13 protein-coding genes and 3 pseudogenes are annotated in these 14,850 nt (G+C 63.9%); 8 read left to right on the top strand and 8 right to left on the bottom strand.

Going from position 1 to position 14,850, the window contains the following annotated elements; all coding sequences use genetic code 11:
• The first annotated feature begins 44 nt into the window (after nucleotides 1-44).
• Entirely contained in the window at nucleotides 45-800 is a 756-nt protein-coding gene (locus AC0V7N_RS18340; protein WP_475460081.1) for a pyridoxamine 5'-phosphate oxidase family protein, read from the top strand.
• Between the two features lie 73 nt (nucleotides 801-873).
• Here AC0V7N_RS18340 and AC0V7N_RS18345 read toward each other — a convergent pair whose 3' ends face one another.
• A complete protein-coding gene (locus tag AC0V7N_RS18345; protein ID WP_475460083.1) occupies nucleotides 874-1,809 on the bottom strand; it encodes an IS110 family RNA-guided transposase in 936 nt (311 codons plus the stop codon).
• Nucleotides 1,810-2,149: 340 nt separating this feature from the next.
• Here AC0V7N_RS18345 and AC0V7N_RS18350 point away from each other — a divergent pair.
• Nucleotides 2,150-2,601 (top strand): annotated as a pseudogene (locus AC0V7N_RS18350) (GNAT family N-acetyltransferase).
• 132 nt (nucleotides 2,602-2,733) lie between these two features.
• Nucleotides 2,734-3,933, top strand: coding sequence for an aminotransferase-like domain-containing protein (locus tag AC0V7N_RS18355; RefSeq protein ID WP_475460382.1), 1,200 nt, complete (start codon nucleotides 2,734-2,736; stop codon nucleotides 3,931-3,933).
• An 18-nt stretch (nucleotides 3,934-3,951) separates the two neighbouring features.
• On the opposite strand, the gene AC0V7N_RS18360 is transcribed toward AC0V7N_RS18355, so the two are convergent.
• Together AC0V7N_RS18360 and AC0V7N_RS18365 are read right to left on the bottom strand one after the other, a co-directional pair.
• Entirely contained in the window at nucleotides 3,952-4,860 is a 909-nt protein-coding gene (locus AC0V7N_RS18360) for an rRNA adenine N-6-methyltransferase family protein (protein WP_496627177.1), read from the bottom strand.
• A gap of 203 nt (nucleotides 4,861-5,063) precedes the next feature.
• Nucleotides 5,064-5,318, bottom strand: coding sequence for a hypothetical protein (locus AC0V7N_RS18365; RefSeq protein WP_475460087.1), 255 nt, complete (start codon nucleotides 5,316-5,318; stop codon nucleotides 5,064-5,066).
• Nucleotides 5,319-5,746: 428 nt separating this feature from the next.
• Here AC0V7N_RS18365 and AC0V7N_RS18370 point away from each other — a divergent pair, with 428 nt between their 5' ends.
• The 3 genes and pseudogenes from AC0V7N_RS18370 (at nucleotide 5,747) to AC0V7N_RS18380 (ending at nucleotide 8,423) form a co-directional block, all read left to right on the top strand.
• A complete protein-coding gene (locus AC0V7N_RS18370; protein ID WP_475460090.1) occupies nucleotides 5,747-6,262 on the top strand; it encodes a hypothetical protein in 516 nt (171 codons plus the stop codon).
• 448 nt (nucleotides 6,263-6,710) lie between these two features.
• On the top strand, nucleotides 6,711-7,328 hold the full coding sequence (locus AC0V7N_RS18375) for a C39 family peptidase (RefSeq protein ID WP_496627178.1): 618 nt from the start codon (nucleotides 6,711-6,713) through the stop codon (nucleotides 7,326-7,328).
• Between the two features lie 16 nt (nucleotides 7,329-7,344).
• A pseudogene (locus tag AC0V7N_RS18380) lies at nucleotides 7,345-8,423 on the top strand (D-alanine--D-alanine ligase family protein).
• A gap of 7 nt (nucleotides 8,424-8,430) precedes the next feature.
• Here the strand turns inward: AC0V7N_RS18380 and AC0V7N_RS18385 are convergent.
• The 3 genes from AC0V7N_RS18385 to AC0V7N_RS18395 all read right to left on the bottom strand — a co-directional run bounded on the left by AC0V7N_RS18385 (nucleotide 8,431) and on the right by AC0V7N_RS18395 (nucleotide 10,933).
• Nucleotides 8,431-9,333 (bottom strand): SDR family oxidoreductase, encoded by a 903-nt coding sequence (locus tag AC0V7N_RS18385; RefSeq protein ID WP_475460098.1) that lies wholly within the window; start codon nucleotides 9,331-9,333, stop codon nucleotides 8,431-8,433.
• 44 nt (nucleotides 9,334-9,377) lie between these two features.
• Complete coding sequence (locus AC0V7N_RS18390; protein WP_475460101.1) at nucleotides 9,378-10,247, bottom strand: SDR family NAD(P)-dependent oxidoreductase; 870 nt, start codon at nucleotides 10,245-10,247, stop codon at nucleotides 9,378-9,380.
• A 116-nt stretch (nucleotides 10,248-10,363) separates the two neighbouring features.
• A complete protein-coding gene (locus AC0V7N_RS18395) occupies nucleotides 10,364-10,933 on the bottom strand; it encodes a TetR/AcrR family transcriptional regulator (protein WP_475460103.1) in 570 nt (189 codons plus the stop codon).
• Between the two features lie 173 nt (nucleotides 10,934-11,106).
• On the opposite strand from AC0V7N_RS18395, the gene AC0V7N_RS18400 reads away from it, so the two are divergent.
• Together AC0V7N_RS18400 and AC0V7N_RS18405 are read left to right on the top strand one after the other, a co-directional pair.
• On the top strand, nucleotides 11,107-13,101 hold the full coding sequence (locus tag AC0V7N_RS18400) for an AI-2E family transporter (protein ID WP_475460384.1): 1,995 nt from the start codon (nucleotides 11,107-11,109) through the stop codon (nucleotides 13,099-13,101).
• Nucleotides 13,102-13,418: 317 nt separating this feature from the next.
• On the top strand, nucleotides 13,419-13,949 hold the full coding sequence (locus AC0V7N_RS18405; RefSeq protein WP_475460106.1) for a dihydrofolate reductase family protein: 531 nt from the start codon (nucleotides 13,419-13,421) through the stop codon (nucleotides 13,947-13,949).
• 47 nt (nucleotides 13,950-13,996) lie between these two features.
• Here the strand turns inward: AC0V7N_RS18405 and AC0V7N_RS18410 are convergent, their stop codons facing one another.
• Entirely contained in the window at nucleotides 13,997-14,173 is a 177-nt protein-coding gene (locus tag AC0V7N_RS18410) for a hypothetical protein (protein WP_475460108.1), read from the bottom strand.
• A gap of 24 nt (nucleotides 14,174-14,197) precedes the next feature.
• Nucleotides 14,198-14,760, bottom strand: a pseudogene (locus tag AC0V7N_RS18415) (TetR/AcrR family transcriptional regulator).
• Nucleotides 14,761-14,850: the final 90 nt, after the last annotated feature.

Here is a 14,850-nt window from a genome sequence, read left to right on the forward strand (position 1 = left end):
TTTATCCACTGGATTGGTCCTTTTATCGACCAATATTACAGCGCATGGTTGGCAGACCAGAGACAAGGATGCAAGCCGTGAACGACACATCAGCCGCTTTTCCGACCAGCAAGCGCAACCGGGTGAAGCGCCGGCATGATCGTGGCAGCTATGACCACGCATCGGTGTTCGCGGTGCTGGATGCCGGCCTGCTCTGCCATGTCGCCTATACGTTCGACGGCCAGCCCTATTGCACGCCGACCATCCATTGGCGCGAGGGCGACATGCTCTACTGGCACGGCTCATCGGCCAGCCGCATGCTGCGCCAGCTGCGCGGCGGCACGCCGGCCTGTCTCACCGTGTCGCATCTCGATGGGCTGGTTTTGGCGCGCTCGGGCTTCAACCATTCCGCCAACTACCGCTCGGCGATGTGCTTTGGCACCGCGCGGATCGTCGACGAGCCGGAAGAGAAGATGAAGGCGCTGGCCGGCGTCGTCGAGCGCTTCTACCCCGGCCGCAGCGAGACCTTGCGGCCGATCTCGGCGCAGGAAGCCAAGGCGACCATGGTGATCGGCATGCGCATCGAAGAAGCATCGGCCAAGGTGCGCGCCAAGGGCGTCGGCGACGACGAGGAGGATTATGGTCATCCGGTGTGGGCCGGCGTCATCCCGGTACGCATGGTGATTGGCGCGGCCGAGCCGTGTCCAAGGCTGCTGCCTGGTATCGAGCGGCCAGGGAATCTGGCTGGATATGCCGAGGGCGAGAGGCTGGATCGGGCGCTGATGGAGGCGCAAAGGGCGTATGAGGGCGAGGGTAGTTAGCACTTCTTCCTTCTCCCCTTGCGGGAGAAGGTGGCCTCGCGAAGCGAGGTCGGATGAGCGACTATCTGGGGTGTCAAGTTGCATTTGCGAATTCGTTACGCGCGTCGCGTGCTTTTGCATTGAGAATGACGAGCAGCTTGCGGGCGAGCGCAATGCGGATGACCATTTTCTCCTTTCCGGCAGCCTGCAACCGTTGCTTGAAAGCTGCCAGATGCGGATCATATTTGGCAACGATGCTGGCAACGAGGAAGAGGACGCCGCGCGGCCCTGCCCGACCGCCGCGCACTGGTCTTCGACCGCTGCGCTTGCCGCTGTCATTGGCGATCGGCGCCAGGCCGGCCAACTTGGCGATGGCCTTGTTGGAGAGGATGCCGATCTCCGGCAACTGCGCCATCAGCCGCGCCACGGTGCGAGAGGCAACACCCTTGAGCGAGCGGAAGGCCCGGTCGAGGCATGCCCACAGCGGATCGTCATCGATGAGCGTGGCGATCTCACCCTCGAGCCTGCGGCTCTGGCGCGCAAGCAGCGCGATCACCTCATCAAGGCTTGCGATGGTTTCGGCGTCGGCAGTGCTCTTGCGCTGCTTTTGAATGGTGAGGTCACCTCCCACCTGGGAAAGCCGCGCAACCAGCGCCTTGAGCCGCTGCTGGGCCGCGCTTGGCGGCGTCGTCGGCTTGAGCCGCTTGACGGCACCATAACGGGCAATCACGGCGGCATCGATCCTGTCGGTCTTCTCCAGGAAACCCATCGCCTCGGCAAAGTAGCGAACGCTCCTCGCATTGGCCATGCCGCAGGGTTGGCCCATCTCCCACAAGAGCAGGAAGGCCAACCGTTCGTAGCCGCCACTGGCCTCCATGACGACGAGTTTGACATCATGGTTCTGACACCAGGCGGCCAGATCGGCGATGCCTGCCGCATCGTTGGCGAAGCGGTTTGCCGCTCCCATCGGCTCGATATGGGCATCAAGCCAGTCTTTCGAAATATCTATTCCACAGAGGATCGTGTTCACGGTAACCTGCCTTGTGCGTGCGATTGGAGCCAAGCGACTATTCGGTCGTGCGTGACGAAGGCGAAGATCCCAGGCTCATCCACGGTTGTAGCCGCAGGGGTGTCGGGCGACTTCGCCAAGCCTCGAATCGGATGGCCGTCCGGTTCGAGGCTCAGTCGCTTCCATCGCACAAAGTCTCCTCCGTGCAGATACAAGGGGTGTTCCAGGGAACGCCAACGCCTCACTCCGCTGGAACACCCCTCAACCGTCTCGGCGCTGCGCGCCGATCCACCTTCTCCCACAAGGGGGGGAAGGGAAAGCCCGCTTGCCGCCACCCACCGCCTCGCGCTATCCCGCCATCATGATCACCTTCCGCAAGGCGCAAGCCGCCGACCTGCCTTCCATCGTCGCCATGCTGGCCGACGATCCGCTGGTGCCGCCCGTGAAGATGCCTCCTTGCCGCTGGCGAAAGGCTATATCGATGCCTTCAACGCCATCGATGCCGATCCCAACCAGTTGCTGGCGGTGGCCGTGGATGGCGCGGAGGTGATCGGCACGTTGCAGATCACCTTCCTTGCCGGGCTGTCGCGCAAGGGCGCCTGGCGCGGGCAGATCGAGGCGGTGCGGGTCGCCGGCCATCGGCGTTCGGGCGGCATCGGCCGGCTGATGTTCGAATGGGCGATCGGAGAATGCCGGGCGCGTGGCTGCAGTCTCGTCCAGCTGACCACTGACAAGGGGCGGGCGGACGCGCATCGCTTCTATGAAGGCCTCGGCTTCACCGGCAGCCATATTGGTTACAAGAAAGCACTGTAGCGTTCCGCCCCTGCGGCGACTGGCGTATAGCGGAAGGCTTTCAGGCACTATTCAAATCGCCTGACAAAGCGGATATAGGTCAGCTACATTGACCTATATGAAAATCGTCTGGGGAGGCGTGACTTGACCCTTATGAACCTCTTGGCTTCGCGCTCGTCGCGCATGAAAGCCTCCGAAATCCGCGAGCTGCTGAAGCTGCTCGACCAGCCGGACATCATCTCGTTCGCCGGCGGCATTCCCGATCCGGCGCTGTTTCCGGCCAATGCCATCCGCGATGCCTATGCCGAGGTGCTGGGCGGTGCGGAGGCGGGGGCTGCGCTGCAGTATCAGGTCTCGGAAGGCTATCTGCCGCTGCGGCGCTGGCTCGCCGGGCAGATGGGCAAGCTCGGCGTTGCCTGCGACGAGGCCAACATCTTCATCACCTCCGGTTCGCAGCAGGCGCTGGATTATCTCGGCAAGCTGTTCCTGTCGCCCAATGACACCGCGCTGGTGACATGGCCGACCTATCTTGGCGCGCTGCAGGCGTTCAACGCCTATGAGCCGCGCTATGACCGGCTGCGGCCTGAGGGCGGCAACATGACGCCGGATGCCTATCGCGCTGCGGCAGCCGCAAATGGCGGCAAGGTCAAGTTCGCCTATCTGGTGCCGGACTTCGCCAACCCGACCGGCAACACGCTGGACAAAAATCAGCGCGAAGCGGTGCTCGACCTTGCCGGCGAACTCGACATCGCCGTCATCGAGGACGCCGCCTATCGGGCGCTGCGCTATGACGGCGAAGGCGTGCCGCCGATCCTGGCGCTCGACTGCGCGAGGTCCGGCGGTATCGACAAGGCGCGCACGCTCTATTGCGGCTCGTTCTCGAAGATCCTGTCGCCGGGCATGCGCGTCGGCTGGGTCTGCGCGCCGCGCCATGTGGTGGAAAAACTGGTGCTGATGAAGCAGGCGTCCGATCTGCACAGCCCGTCGATCAACCAACTGGTCATGCACCGCGTCGCCGAAGCCGTGTTCGACGGCCAGGTCGAAAAACTCATCGGCGCCTATCGCGAGCGCCGCGATGGCCTGCTCGGCGCGCTCGAAGCCAACATGCCGGAGGGCGTGAGCTGGAGCCGTCCGGAAGGCGGCATGTTCGTCTGGGCGACGCTGCCGGAAGGATCTGACGCCACCGCGCTCTTGGCGCGCTCGGTGAAAGAGGCGCGCGTCGCCTTCGTGCCCGGCAATGCCTTTTATGCCGACGGCACCGGGCGCAACACGCTGCGGCTGTCCTTCACCCTCGCCGACCGCCGCGCGGTGACCGAGGGCATTCCACGGCTGGCTGCCCTGTTGAAGGGATAAGTCTCGCCGTCCCAGGGTTCAAGGGCCGCTATGCGTGCCCTTGATGGCGTCGCCTTCGAGCTTGGTGAAGGGCACGAAGGACAGCGTGCCGCCATTGTAGATGTCGGCGCGCGTGACCTGGAACGTCCCGTCCGCTTCCTGGTGCTTGGTGACCTTCAGCACATGCTGGGCGCCGGGCGGGCCGACCGGGATGACCATCATGCCGTTCGGCTTCAGCTGCTGCAGCAGCGGCGGCGGGATGTGGTCGATGCCGCAGGTGACGATGATCTTGTCGAACGGCGCTTCCTCCTGCCAGCCATAATAGCCGTCGGCGTTGCGGGTGTGGATCGCCTTGTATTCGGAATAGCCCCTGGCGATCAGCGCGTCGTAGAGCGCGCGCGTCCTTGCCGCCAGCGGCTTGATGATCTCGATCGAGAACACCTTGTCGGTGAGGTTCGACAGATAGGCCGACTGGTAGCCCGATCCGGTGCCGATCTCGAGCACCTTGTCGCCGGGTTTTATCTCCAGCGAGTTGGTCATACGCGCGACGCTGTGCGGACCGGTGATCGTCACGCCGTAGCCGATATCGAGATAGTGCCATTCATAGGCGCGGCTCAGATTGGCCTTGGTGACGAACTCCTCGCGCGGCGTCATCAGATAGGCGCGCTTGTCGCGCTGGTCCCAGACATCCTTGTGGGCGAGCAGGGCCTGGAAGCGGTCCCAGCGCTGGCCGAGGAAGCCGGCATCCTCGCCCCGGTTCTTCTTCATCCAGTCGATGAAGCCGGCGCGGCTGTCCATCGCCGGCATGGCATTGGGATCATAGGCTGTCGGCACTTTGGCCATGGCGGGCCTGGCCAGCAGCGTGCCGGCGATGCCGAGCAGGACTTGTCGGCGGTCGATGCGCAAGTGCTTGCGCCTGACTTCGATGCGCATGTGTCGATCCTTCATGGCAGCGTATCTTGCGGCTGACAGGCTCCGCCAAGCTTCATCCCGATCCGACGGTTTGACAATCGGGCGGCCCATACAATTCGGTAAGGTACTGAAAGGCGGGGTTCACGGCCATGGTCAACGTCCGCCATGCGGGGCGAAACACGCCGTGGCTGTCCTCTCGCTGGGCGTATCGGTCGGCGTGATGGAGCTGCTGAAGGTTCCTATGCCGCCACGTTCACCAGTTGCCGGAGCCTGGAAAGCCGGGTGCGCGCCAGCCGGCGGATCGGCTTCTCGAACTCCTCTTCACCGGTCTCGACAACGAAGACCAAGGTCTTGAAGTCGAGCATGAACTCGTCGATGGCTGCGGCAACCTCCTGGGATTTGCCCTTGAACCGGCGCAGCAAGGCGTTCGCTTCGTCGATGCCATCGCCGCCGGCGCTATCGAGCAGTGCTTCCAGCCTCTGAAAACTGTCCAATTCAAGTCCTCCCGACCGCGCCACAAAACTCGCTTCGGGAGTGGAAGGTTCCAGTGGGACGTGGTCCCGCGAAAAGAAATCGCTGCCACCGTTTGAATTCCGGGCATTTGAACGAGCCGCTGGCATTCTTTTGTTTCGGGTGGAACCTCTGCCGTCAATAAAAGTTGTCACCACGTCTGATCCCCCGTCAGACATCTGAAAGCTGAATGTCAGCTTTCCAAAAGCCCGCCGGATCCCCCCTCCCGGCGGGTTTTCGTTTGCAAGGTGGTGGCCGCACTTGCGGGGGGCTTTGCGTTGCCAGATTGGTGGCGCCGATGCTACCCGTGCAAATGGCGGCGGGAATCGGCATCGAGGCACCGCGCGCCAAAAATTGCTCAATAGAACTCCCGAACTGAGATCCATTGCCTTACCGTCGAGGACTGTTTTTTATGCAAAACCCAACCAGGGCGATCTGTGCCGCCGCGCTTCTACTTGCGGCTGGGGCCACGGGTCTGCCTATCATATCATCTGTTGCTTATATTTCGTCTGCGCAGGCTCAGGAGGAATATCTTCCGACCGAGAAGGACTTTGTCGGCAAATGGAAGCTCAGCGGCGGAGCCATCCGGCCGCCACGCGACATGACCGATGCGCCGACGCAGGAACAGGAGGCGGCCGCCGCCGAGTTCCAGCAGACGGTGACGGCCTTCTACGGCGCGTTCGACTATCTCGAGATCACGGCGGACGGCCGCTACAATTTCCATCAGCCCGGCGACCCGACTTCGGGGGCTTGCGTCTGGTGCGGAAGCTGGTCCTTCAGCAAGAGTTCGCTGTGGCTCAAGCTGGATACCGCGCCCAGGCTCGATATCTATGCCAAGGATGGCGATATCCAGATGACCTACACCACTGAGCCCGACGAAAAATCGAAATACGCCTGGCTGGTTTTCGGCTGGACGAAGGCTGAGTAAGCGGCGGCGCGGCGTGCGGCGCACCAGTGGCGTTGCACTGGGGATCGGATTGGTTGGCGGCCTGTTTCGCGGCTCGCCTCGTGGAGCATCGTTCGGGTTTGGCCGAAGCCTCCCAATGTCGTCATCCACGGGCGGAGCAGCCGCGTAGCGGCGTCGCGAAGACCCGAGGATCCATGCCGCGACCTTGCTGACGGGTGCAACGGAGCAGAATCCTGGACCGAAGCAACGCTCCGGAGTCCCGGCATGGATCCCTTGGGCTGCGGAGCAGCTCCAGGGGTCTGCGCTGCGTCGCTGCGCTCCTTGCTCCGCCATAGGATGACGAAATGGTTGATGTCTGCGCCCATTGCGGAAGTGTGCTGGAAGCGAATTTTGAAAACAGGCCTAACCAGCTTTTCATCGATCTCGTATTCTCGTATACGAGATCGATGCGGAGCAGCCCGAGAAATCCATGAACCCGTTGCCTGAAACCGTGCCGTTTTTCAGCCAGTGGGAAACGCCTGACATGACGCTGGCCGTGCTCGCCGACGGCGCCGAGGCCGCGCTGCGGCGCGATCCGTTGTGGCAGGGTTCAGGCGCTGACACGCTCGACGAATACGCTGTCTGGGCCGCCAACATCTGCGGCATGGCGTGCCTGAAAATGATCCTGGCGACGCGCGGCGAGATCGTGCCGACGATCGAACTGGCGAGACGCTGCACTGGATATGGCGGCTATGTCGTCAGTGAAGGCTCGATCAAGGGGCTGATCTACGCGCCCTTCGTCACCTTCGTGACGGCGGAATTCGGCTTGGAGGCGCAGGTGATGACCAATGTCGCAACGGCCGACATTCCGGCGATTCTTGGCCGATCGCGGTTCTTCATCGCTTCGGTCAGCAGTTCGATCCGCTGGCCCGAGCGCGAGCCGCCGTCGAAGGGGGGCCACCTGGTGCTGGTGACGGCGGTATCGGATCAGGGTTTTCGCTTTCACAACCCGTCCGGCCATACCGGCGCCACACAGGAAAACGCAGTGTTGGCGCCAGCTGATTTCGACCGTTTCTTTGCCAATCGCGGCATTGCCGTCACCATTTGATTTCGAGGGATTTTCGATGAAGGACAAGATCAGGGTTGCCATCCTCTATGGCGGGCGCTCGGCCGAGCATGACGTGTCGCGTCTGTCGGCGGCCAATGTGCTGAAGGCGATCGACCGGACTCGCTACGCGGTGGTGCCGATCGCCATTTCCAGGGATGGCAGATGGCTGCTGCAGCCGTCGTCCGTGGCCGGTGGCGACGGGGCAGGGGCTGCAGTGTCGCAGGATGGCGTGGAGGTTGCCCTGCTGCCCGGCGGCAAGGGCCGGCTGGTGGCTGTCACCAAGGGTGGTGAACAGCTTGACCCTGTCGACGTCGTCTTCCCCGTGCTGCATGGGCCGTTCGGCGAGGACGGTTCGGTGCAGGGCTATGCCGAGGTTGCTGACGTCGCCTATGTCGGCTGCGGCATCCTGGCTTCCGCCGCCGCCATGGACAAGGATGCCGCCAAGCGATTGCTGCGCGAGGCCGGGCTGGCCGTTGCCCGCTCCGTCACCTTGCGGCGCGGCGAGCCCGTGGCCTTCGAGGATATCGCGGCTCGGCTCGGCCTGCCGGTCTTCGTCAAGCCGGCGCGCCAGGGCTCGTCCTTCGGCGTCAGCAAGGCGACCGACAGCGCCGGCTTCACGGCGGCCGTCGAGGCGGCGTTCCAGCACGACAGCAAGCTGTTGGTGGAGGAATTCGTCGCCGGCCGCGAGATCGAGTGCTCGGTGCTGGAGAAGGCCGATGGCTCGATCACCGTGTCGCCGCCCGGCGAAATCATCCCGGCCGACAAGCATGGCTTCTACACCTACGAAGCGAAGTATTCGACGCCGACGGCGCGGTGGTGAAGGCGCCCGCCGATGTCCCGGCTGAAGTCGTTGCCAGGACAAACGAGATGGCAACGCAGGCTTTCCGGGCGCTCGGCTGCGAGGCCATGGCGCGCGTCGACTTCTTCCTGCGCGCCGACGGTTCGCTGCTGGTCAACGAGGTCAACACACTGCCCGGCTTCACCGACATTTCCATGTACGCCAAGGCGCTGGCGGCGATCGGCATTGGTTATGGCCAGGTCATCGACGTACTGATCGAGCATGCGCTGGCCAGGCATGGCGCGCGGATAACCTGAGCCTGCATTAGGCCGTCGCATCCGGCCACCCGACACCCGTCAAATCCCGCGACACGTCCCACAGCCGTGCGGCGACGGCCGTGTCGCGCGCGTGCTTGCCGATCCTGGCCTCGCCGACCGCGCCTTTCATTTCGAACAGGCCTTGCGGGCCACAGTAGCCGGCCGGCTTGGCATCCGGCGCCGTTGCGGCGAACAGCGTCGGCAGCGCGCCTTCGGCGGCCGATTGGGAGAGAACCGGCGCCAGCAGCACGCCAAGCCAGTCGAACGGTGACGACCGGCCGTCGCGGCCCATGCGCGGGCCGCTGGTTTGCAGGTCGGTGAGGGCATAGCCGGGATGTGCGGCGTTGCTGAGCAAGCCCCAGCCATTGGCATCGCTGCGGCGCTGCAATTCGAAAGCGAACAGGATCATGGCGAGCTTGGACTGCGCGTAGGCGGCCCAGGGCCGATAGCGCTGTCGCCATTGCAAATCGTCGAAATGGATTGCCGCCTGGATGCGGTGGGCGCCGCTGCTGAGATTAACGACGCGCGGCTTCTGCCCCTTGCGCAGCAGCGGCAGCAGGCGCGCCGTCAGGGCGAAATGGCCGAGATAGTTGGTGCCGAACTGCAATTCGAAGCCGTCGGCGGTTTCGTGGCGGGTCGGCGGGGTCATCACGCCGGCATTGTTGACCAAGAGGTCGATGGTCTCCCATTCGCCGGCGAGCTGGTTGCTGAAGGCTTCGACCGAGGCGAGGTCGGCAAGGTCGAGATGGGCATAGCGCACGGTGGCACCGGGGATGGCGGCCTGGACGCGGGCCAGCGCATCCCGACCTTTGGCTTCGTTGCGTCCGGTCATCAGCACGTCCGCGCCGGCCTTTGCCAGCGCCAGCGCGGTCTCGTAACCGAGGCCGCCTGTAGCGCCAGTGATCACCACCTTGCGTCCCTGCTGGGCCGGGATGTCGTGCGTGGTCTAGGCGCTCATGACTGGCCCTCCCGCGACAGGAACGACAGGTCGACGCCCTCGATATCGATGGCGGTGCTGACCGGTGCCCAGTCCTTCGCCGCCTGCTGGCGTGCCGCTTCCGCCTGGCCAAACACGTGCAAGGCGTCGCTGCCGAGGATCAGGTGAACGGGCAGGGCGTCATGCGTGGTGAGATCGACGACGACGCCGGCCACCTTTTTCGGGTCGCCGATGGCATTGCCGGCATAGGCCTTGATCATGCTCAGCACGGCGCCGACGCTCGGCTCATAATCGGGCAGCAGCGCCGGCGCGTTGGCCATGGCGGTGGTGCCCCAGTCGGTGCGCATGCCGCCCGGTTCGACCGAGATGATCTTGACGCCGAACGGGGCGAGTTCCAGCGCCAGGACTTCGGTGAAGCCGCCCACCGCCCACTTCGCCGCCTGGTAGGCGCTCAGCCCCGCCGTGCCGACACGGCCGCCGACCGAGGAGATGTTGATGATGTGGCCCGAACGCCGGGCGCGCATGGCCGGGATTGCTGCCCGGGTGAGGTTGACGACGCCGTAGAGATTGGTGTCGATCTGAGCCCGGAAATCGGCCTCCTCGGTCTGCTCGAAGGGGCTGATATGGCCGAAGCCGGCATTGTTGACGAGAACGTCGAGGCGGCCGAACGTCTCCAGGGCAAAGTCGACCGCGGCCCGCGCGGCATTGGCGTCGGTGACATCGAGCGCAAAGCCGCGCAACTGCCCGGGGTAGCGGCTTTCGAGATCGGCGAGGCGGCCGGTATCGCGGGCCGTCGCCACGACGCTGTCGCCGGCGGCAAGGGCCGCCTCGGTAATATCGCGCCCGAGTCCGCGGGCGCTGCCGGTAATCAGCCAGACTTTCGACATTGTCTTATCCTTTCAGGGAGTTGTCATATAAAAGAGTGAGTAGGCACTCATTTTTGCGATTGAATTGAAGGTGTCTTTCGGTGGTCTGCTACGGTGCTGATCGAGATTGTGGCCTGCTACTTCGAGATGCCGTTCCAGAAGAACGCGAAGCCGGCGTCCTTGTAGTGATCACGTCGCCCCGGATCGCGGGCGATGAATTCGAGCGTTGTCTCGGCGAGCGCTTCGAAAATGCCTCCGGCAAAGGTCATCGAGCAGCCCTTCAGCCCACCGTCGACAAGGCTTTCCTCGATCATCTCATTGATGTCGCCGAAGGCCGCGTTGCCCTGCTGCCTGCTCTGCTCCGTGATCCGCTCGGAAACACTGAGCTGGCGCATGGCCTTGCGCTTCATGGGGTGTTCTGCTCCCCAGTCGATGAAGTTGTTCCAGACGTGGCGGCTGCGTTCGCGCAGGCTGGCTTGCGATGGGTACGACGTCAGCAAGGCCTTGCCGAGGTCGGCCTTGATCTCGAGGTAGAGCTGGTTGAGCAGCTCATCCTTGTTGGCGAAGTAGTTGAAGAGCGTGCCTTCGGAGAGGCCGGCATCCCTGGCGATCTTTGCCGTGGCCGCACCGGTGCCCAGCGTCGCCACAAGGGTGGTGGCGGATGCCAGGATTGCGTCGCGCTTTTCTTCGCTGAGGGGGCGGGCCATGTTGGAACCGGCTTGAGTGAGTGATCACTCATTTATGAGCACCTGCACAAAATGTCAAGGGTGGCGGAGCCATCCGGCTTGTTGCCCGTTGGATACCAGCGCTTTGCCGCCGGCGAAGGTTGCACGCCGGCTCAATATATCAGACCATGGCCATCGGCAGGGGAGACATCAAAATAGTGGCCAATCGTCGAAACGGGACGGCGTCTGCGGCGCATGGGCTGGAAGACATTCTTGCGGCCGCCGCGCCCCACCCGCGAACCGCGTTGCCCAATGTGGCGACCACCGTCACGACGGTGGCCGCGCTCTATTTCGGGCGCGAGGTGTTCCTGCCGATCGCCATCGCGCTGCTTTTGACCTTCGCGCTGGCGCCGCTGGTCTCGGCGCTCAAGCGGGTCGGCATTCCCCGGATCGCCGCCGTCATCACCAGTGTGCTCGGCGCCTTCGCGGCCCTTGCCCTGTTCAGCTTCATCGTCGCCACGCAGGTCAGCGAACTGGCGCAGAATATCCCGGTCTATCAGACCAACATCCTGGCCAAGATCCGCTCGCTCAAGGAGACCGGCGTCGGCGGCGGGATCATCGCCAGATTGAGCAGCGTGGTCGAGCGTGTCGGCCAGGAGATCGACAAGCAGGACGCCACGCTGCCGGCCGCCACGCCGGACAAGCCGCCGCGCGAGCCGGTGCCGGTCGAGATCGTTGCGCGTGAGAGGCCGCTCCAAGTCCTGCAGAACATCGTCGGCCCGCTGATCAGCCCGCTCGGGTCGGCCGGGCTGATCATCGTCGTCGTCATCTTCATGCTGCTCGAGCGCGAGGATCTGCGCGACCGCTTCATCCGGCTTGTCGGCTATGGCGACCTTCACCGCACCACCGAGGCGCTTCGCGATGCGGGAAGAAGGGTCGGCCGCTATCTGCTCATGCAGTTGGTCGTCAACATCGTCTACGCCATACCGATCGCGATCGGGCTGTGGATCCTCGGCATTCCCAATGCCTTGCTGTGGGGGCTGCTGGCGCTGGCGCTGCGTTTCGTTCCCTATATCGGCCCGGTCATCGGTGCGCTGCTGCCATTGTTCCTGGCGCTGGCCGTGGCCCCCGGCTGGGAACTCGTCGCGTGGACGGCCGCCCTGTTCGTGGTGATGGAACTGGTCACCGGCAATGTCGTCGAACCCTGGCTCTACGGGTCGCGAACCGGACTGTCGCCGCTGGCGATCATCGTCGCGGCGATCTTCTGGACATGGCTGTGGGGACCGCTCGGGCTGGTGCTGTCGACGCCGCTCACCGTCTGCCTGGTGGTGCTGGGCAGGCACGTGCCGCAGTTCGAATTCCTCGACGTGCTGTTCGGCAACGAGCCGGTGCTGGAACCGCATGCGCGGCTCTACCAGCGGCTGCTGGCCGGCGATCCGGAGGAAGCCACCGACCACGCCGAGGAGATGCTCGAGGAAAAATATCTGGTCGACTTCTACGACAAGGTCGCCATTCCGGCGCTTCTGCTGGGCGAGCGCGACCGCGTGCGCGGCGTCATGGGCGACCTGCAAAGGCGGCAAGTGGCGGCCAGCGCGCTGACGCTGGTGGCCAATCTCGACGACGACGCGAAAGAGGAGGCGGGTGAGGAGGATGCCCCGCACGTCGCAGGGGAGGCCGGGGAGGCGGGCGAGTCCGACGATGCCACTGGCGAGGACGCGGCCGACCTGCCCGACGGCACCGGCCTGTCGGTGCTTTGCGCCGGCGGGCGAGGGGAACTCGACGATGCCGCAGCCGCGATGCTGGCGCAGGTGCTGGAAGTCCAGGGCGCGACCGCGTCGAAGGCCGGCTTTGCCGACATGGAGCCGTCAAGCATCCGCGGCCTCGATCTCGAAACCATCGACACCGTGGTGGTCGGCTTCCTCAACCGCGATTCCGTCAAACACGCCCGCTTCCTGGTGCGCCGGCTGAAGCGGGCGAAGGCCGCACTGCGGGTGGGCATCGTGTTCTGGTCGGAGACCGGCAACGACGACAAGGAAGCGGCGGCCAAGCTCGCCCATGACATCAACGCGGATTTCGTCGCCCATGGCATGGTGGATGCCGTGACGGGCGCGCTGTCGAACGAGCCGGCGGTTGCGCTGAAGCTGGTTGCCAAGCGGCGCGCAAGACGGCAAAGGGCTGCGCCGAGGAAGGTTGCGGCGGCGGCGGGCTAGGGGCAAAGCCGATCATTGCGAATGACCGAGTTTGGCCCGAAGCTGCCTACAGACGGCGTGGCGTGAACGACTGCTTCGCGCCTCATGTCGGGCGCAGAGGTAAACCTCGCTTTTGCCTGAGAGCAGACATTCTCAATCGATCAACGCCGGGTGGAGCGGCCTATCTTCAGGATACGGCGAATACGGTGACCTGAGCCCGTGAGGCGTTCAAGGACGCCAAAAACCAATTGCGAAGCTCAGGCGATATAGCTTACAACCGATTGCATAACGCAATCGGATTTCGCTCGGATACGGCGCGCAAGGAAAGGGGGGTGAGCATGGCCAGGCTTGTGTTCGGAATGAACCAGTCGCTGGACGGTTACGTCGACCATACGGGATTCGCGCCAGGCCCTGGGCTGTTTCGCCACTTCATCGAGGAAGCGGAGCGGCAGGCGGGCAGTGTGTACGGTCGGCAAATTTATGAGATCATGCGTTACTGGGACGATGATCGTCCCGAATGGAATGCGGATGAGCACGCCTTCGCGGCGGCGTGGCGCAAGCAGCCGAAATGGGTCGTCTCGCGCACGTTGAAATCGGTCGGCCCTAACGCCCGGCTTGTCGAGGGTGATCTGGAGAGCGCGATCCGCGCGCTCAAGGCCGAGCGCGACGGGGAGATCGAAGTTGCCGGCCCGGGCCTGGCGCGAAGCCTCACGGACCTTGGCCTGATCGACGAGTATCGGATCTATCTGCACCCCGTCGTGCTTGGTGGCGGCAAGCCATATTTCGCCGGACCCCGGCCGCCGCTCCGCCTCATGGCTCATGATCGGATTGACGGGGATGTGATCAGGTTGACCTACATTCCCGCTTGATCCCGTGGCTCGCCGGCGGGGCCGGATGTCCGGGACATACGAAAACGCTACCGATCCACCATAGCCATGCCGCGCTCACCATAACGCGGGCCGGCGATTCTTCCTGGCGCGAGCGCCTCGTCGAGCGCGGCCATTTCGGCGGCGTCGAGCTTGATCGCGGCGGCGGCGACATTCTTCTCCAGATGTTGTCTCCGCTTGGTGCCGGGGATCGTTGAGGCGCCCAACGGGTCGCCTTTTCATCGCAGCCGTTACGCCGGCAGTAGACCAACTTCACGATAGCTATCGATCAATGCGTCAAAGACTGAGATGTCCGAGCGGCTCCGCGCCATAAGCTGAGCACCGGAGACGGCGGCGAAGATGGCGCGAGCACGCAGCCTGCTCTGATTGGCGTCCATTTCGGTGGTGGCGGACAGGACCCTGGTCAGCCACGCCACATTGACGTCGGCAGATGCCAGCACCTCCTTCTTCACCTGCTCTGGCAGGTCGTCATACTCGGCGGACATGAAGCTGCAGAGGCAGATGCGGTTACCATTCTCGAGCGACTCACGAAACGTATCGGGATACTGGCGCAGGGCACGCACGGGATCTGGGATTCTCCCGACAGTGCCTCCAGAACAGAAGCTGAGTCTTCCCGATAGCGCTTGGCTACCGCTGCGCCGAGATCAGCCTTGCTCGGGAAATGATGGTAGATGCTCGCGGCTTTGATGCCCACTTCGTTCGCCAGCTCGCGGAAATTCAGGCCGCTGTAGCCATGTGCCTGAGCGGTCCGTCTGGCTGCCGCCAAGATGGCTTCCTTGGAACTTAAACTCATCTCATCCCTTGCATCTCTGCCGGGAACCATTTTCGCCGGACTACCTACCAAGTGATAGATAGGGCCTTGATTGAGGAACTCTTGATTGAG

Source organism: Mesorhizobium kamtschaticum (assembly GCF_056174585.1).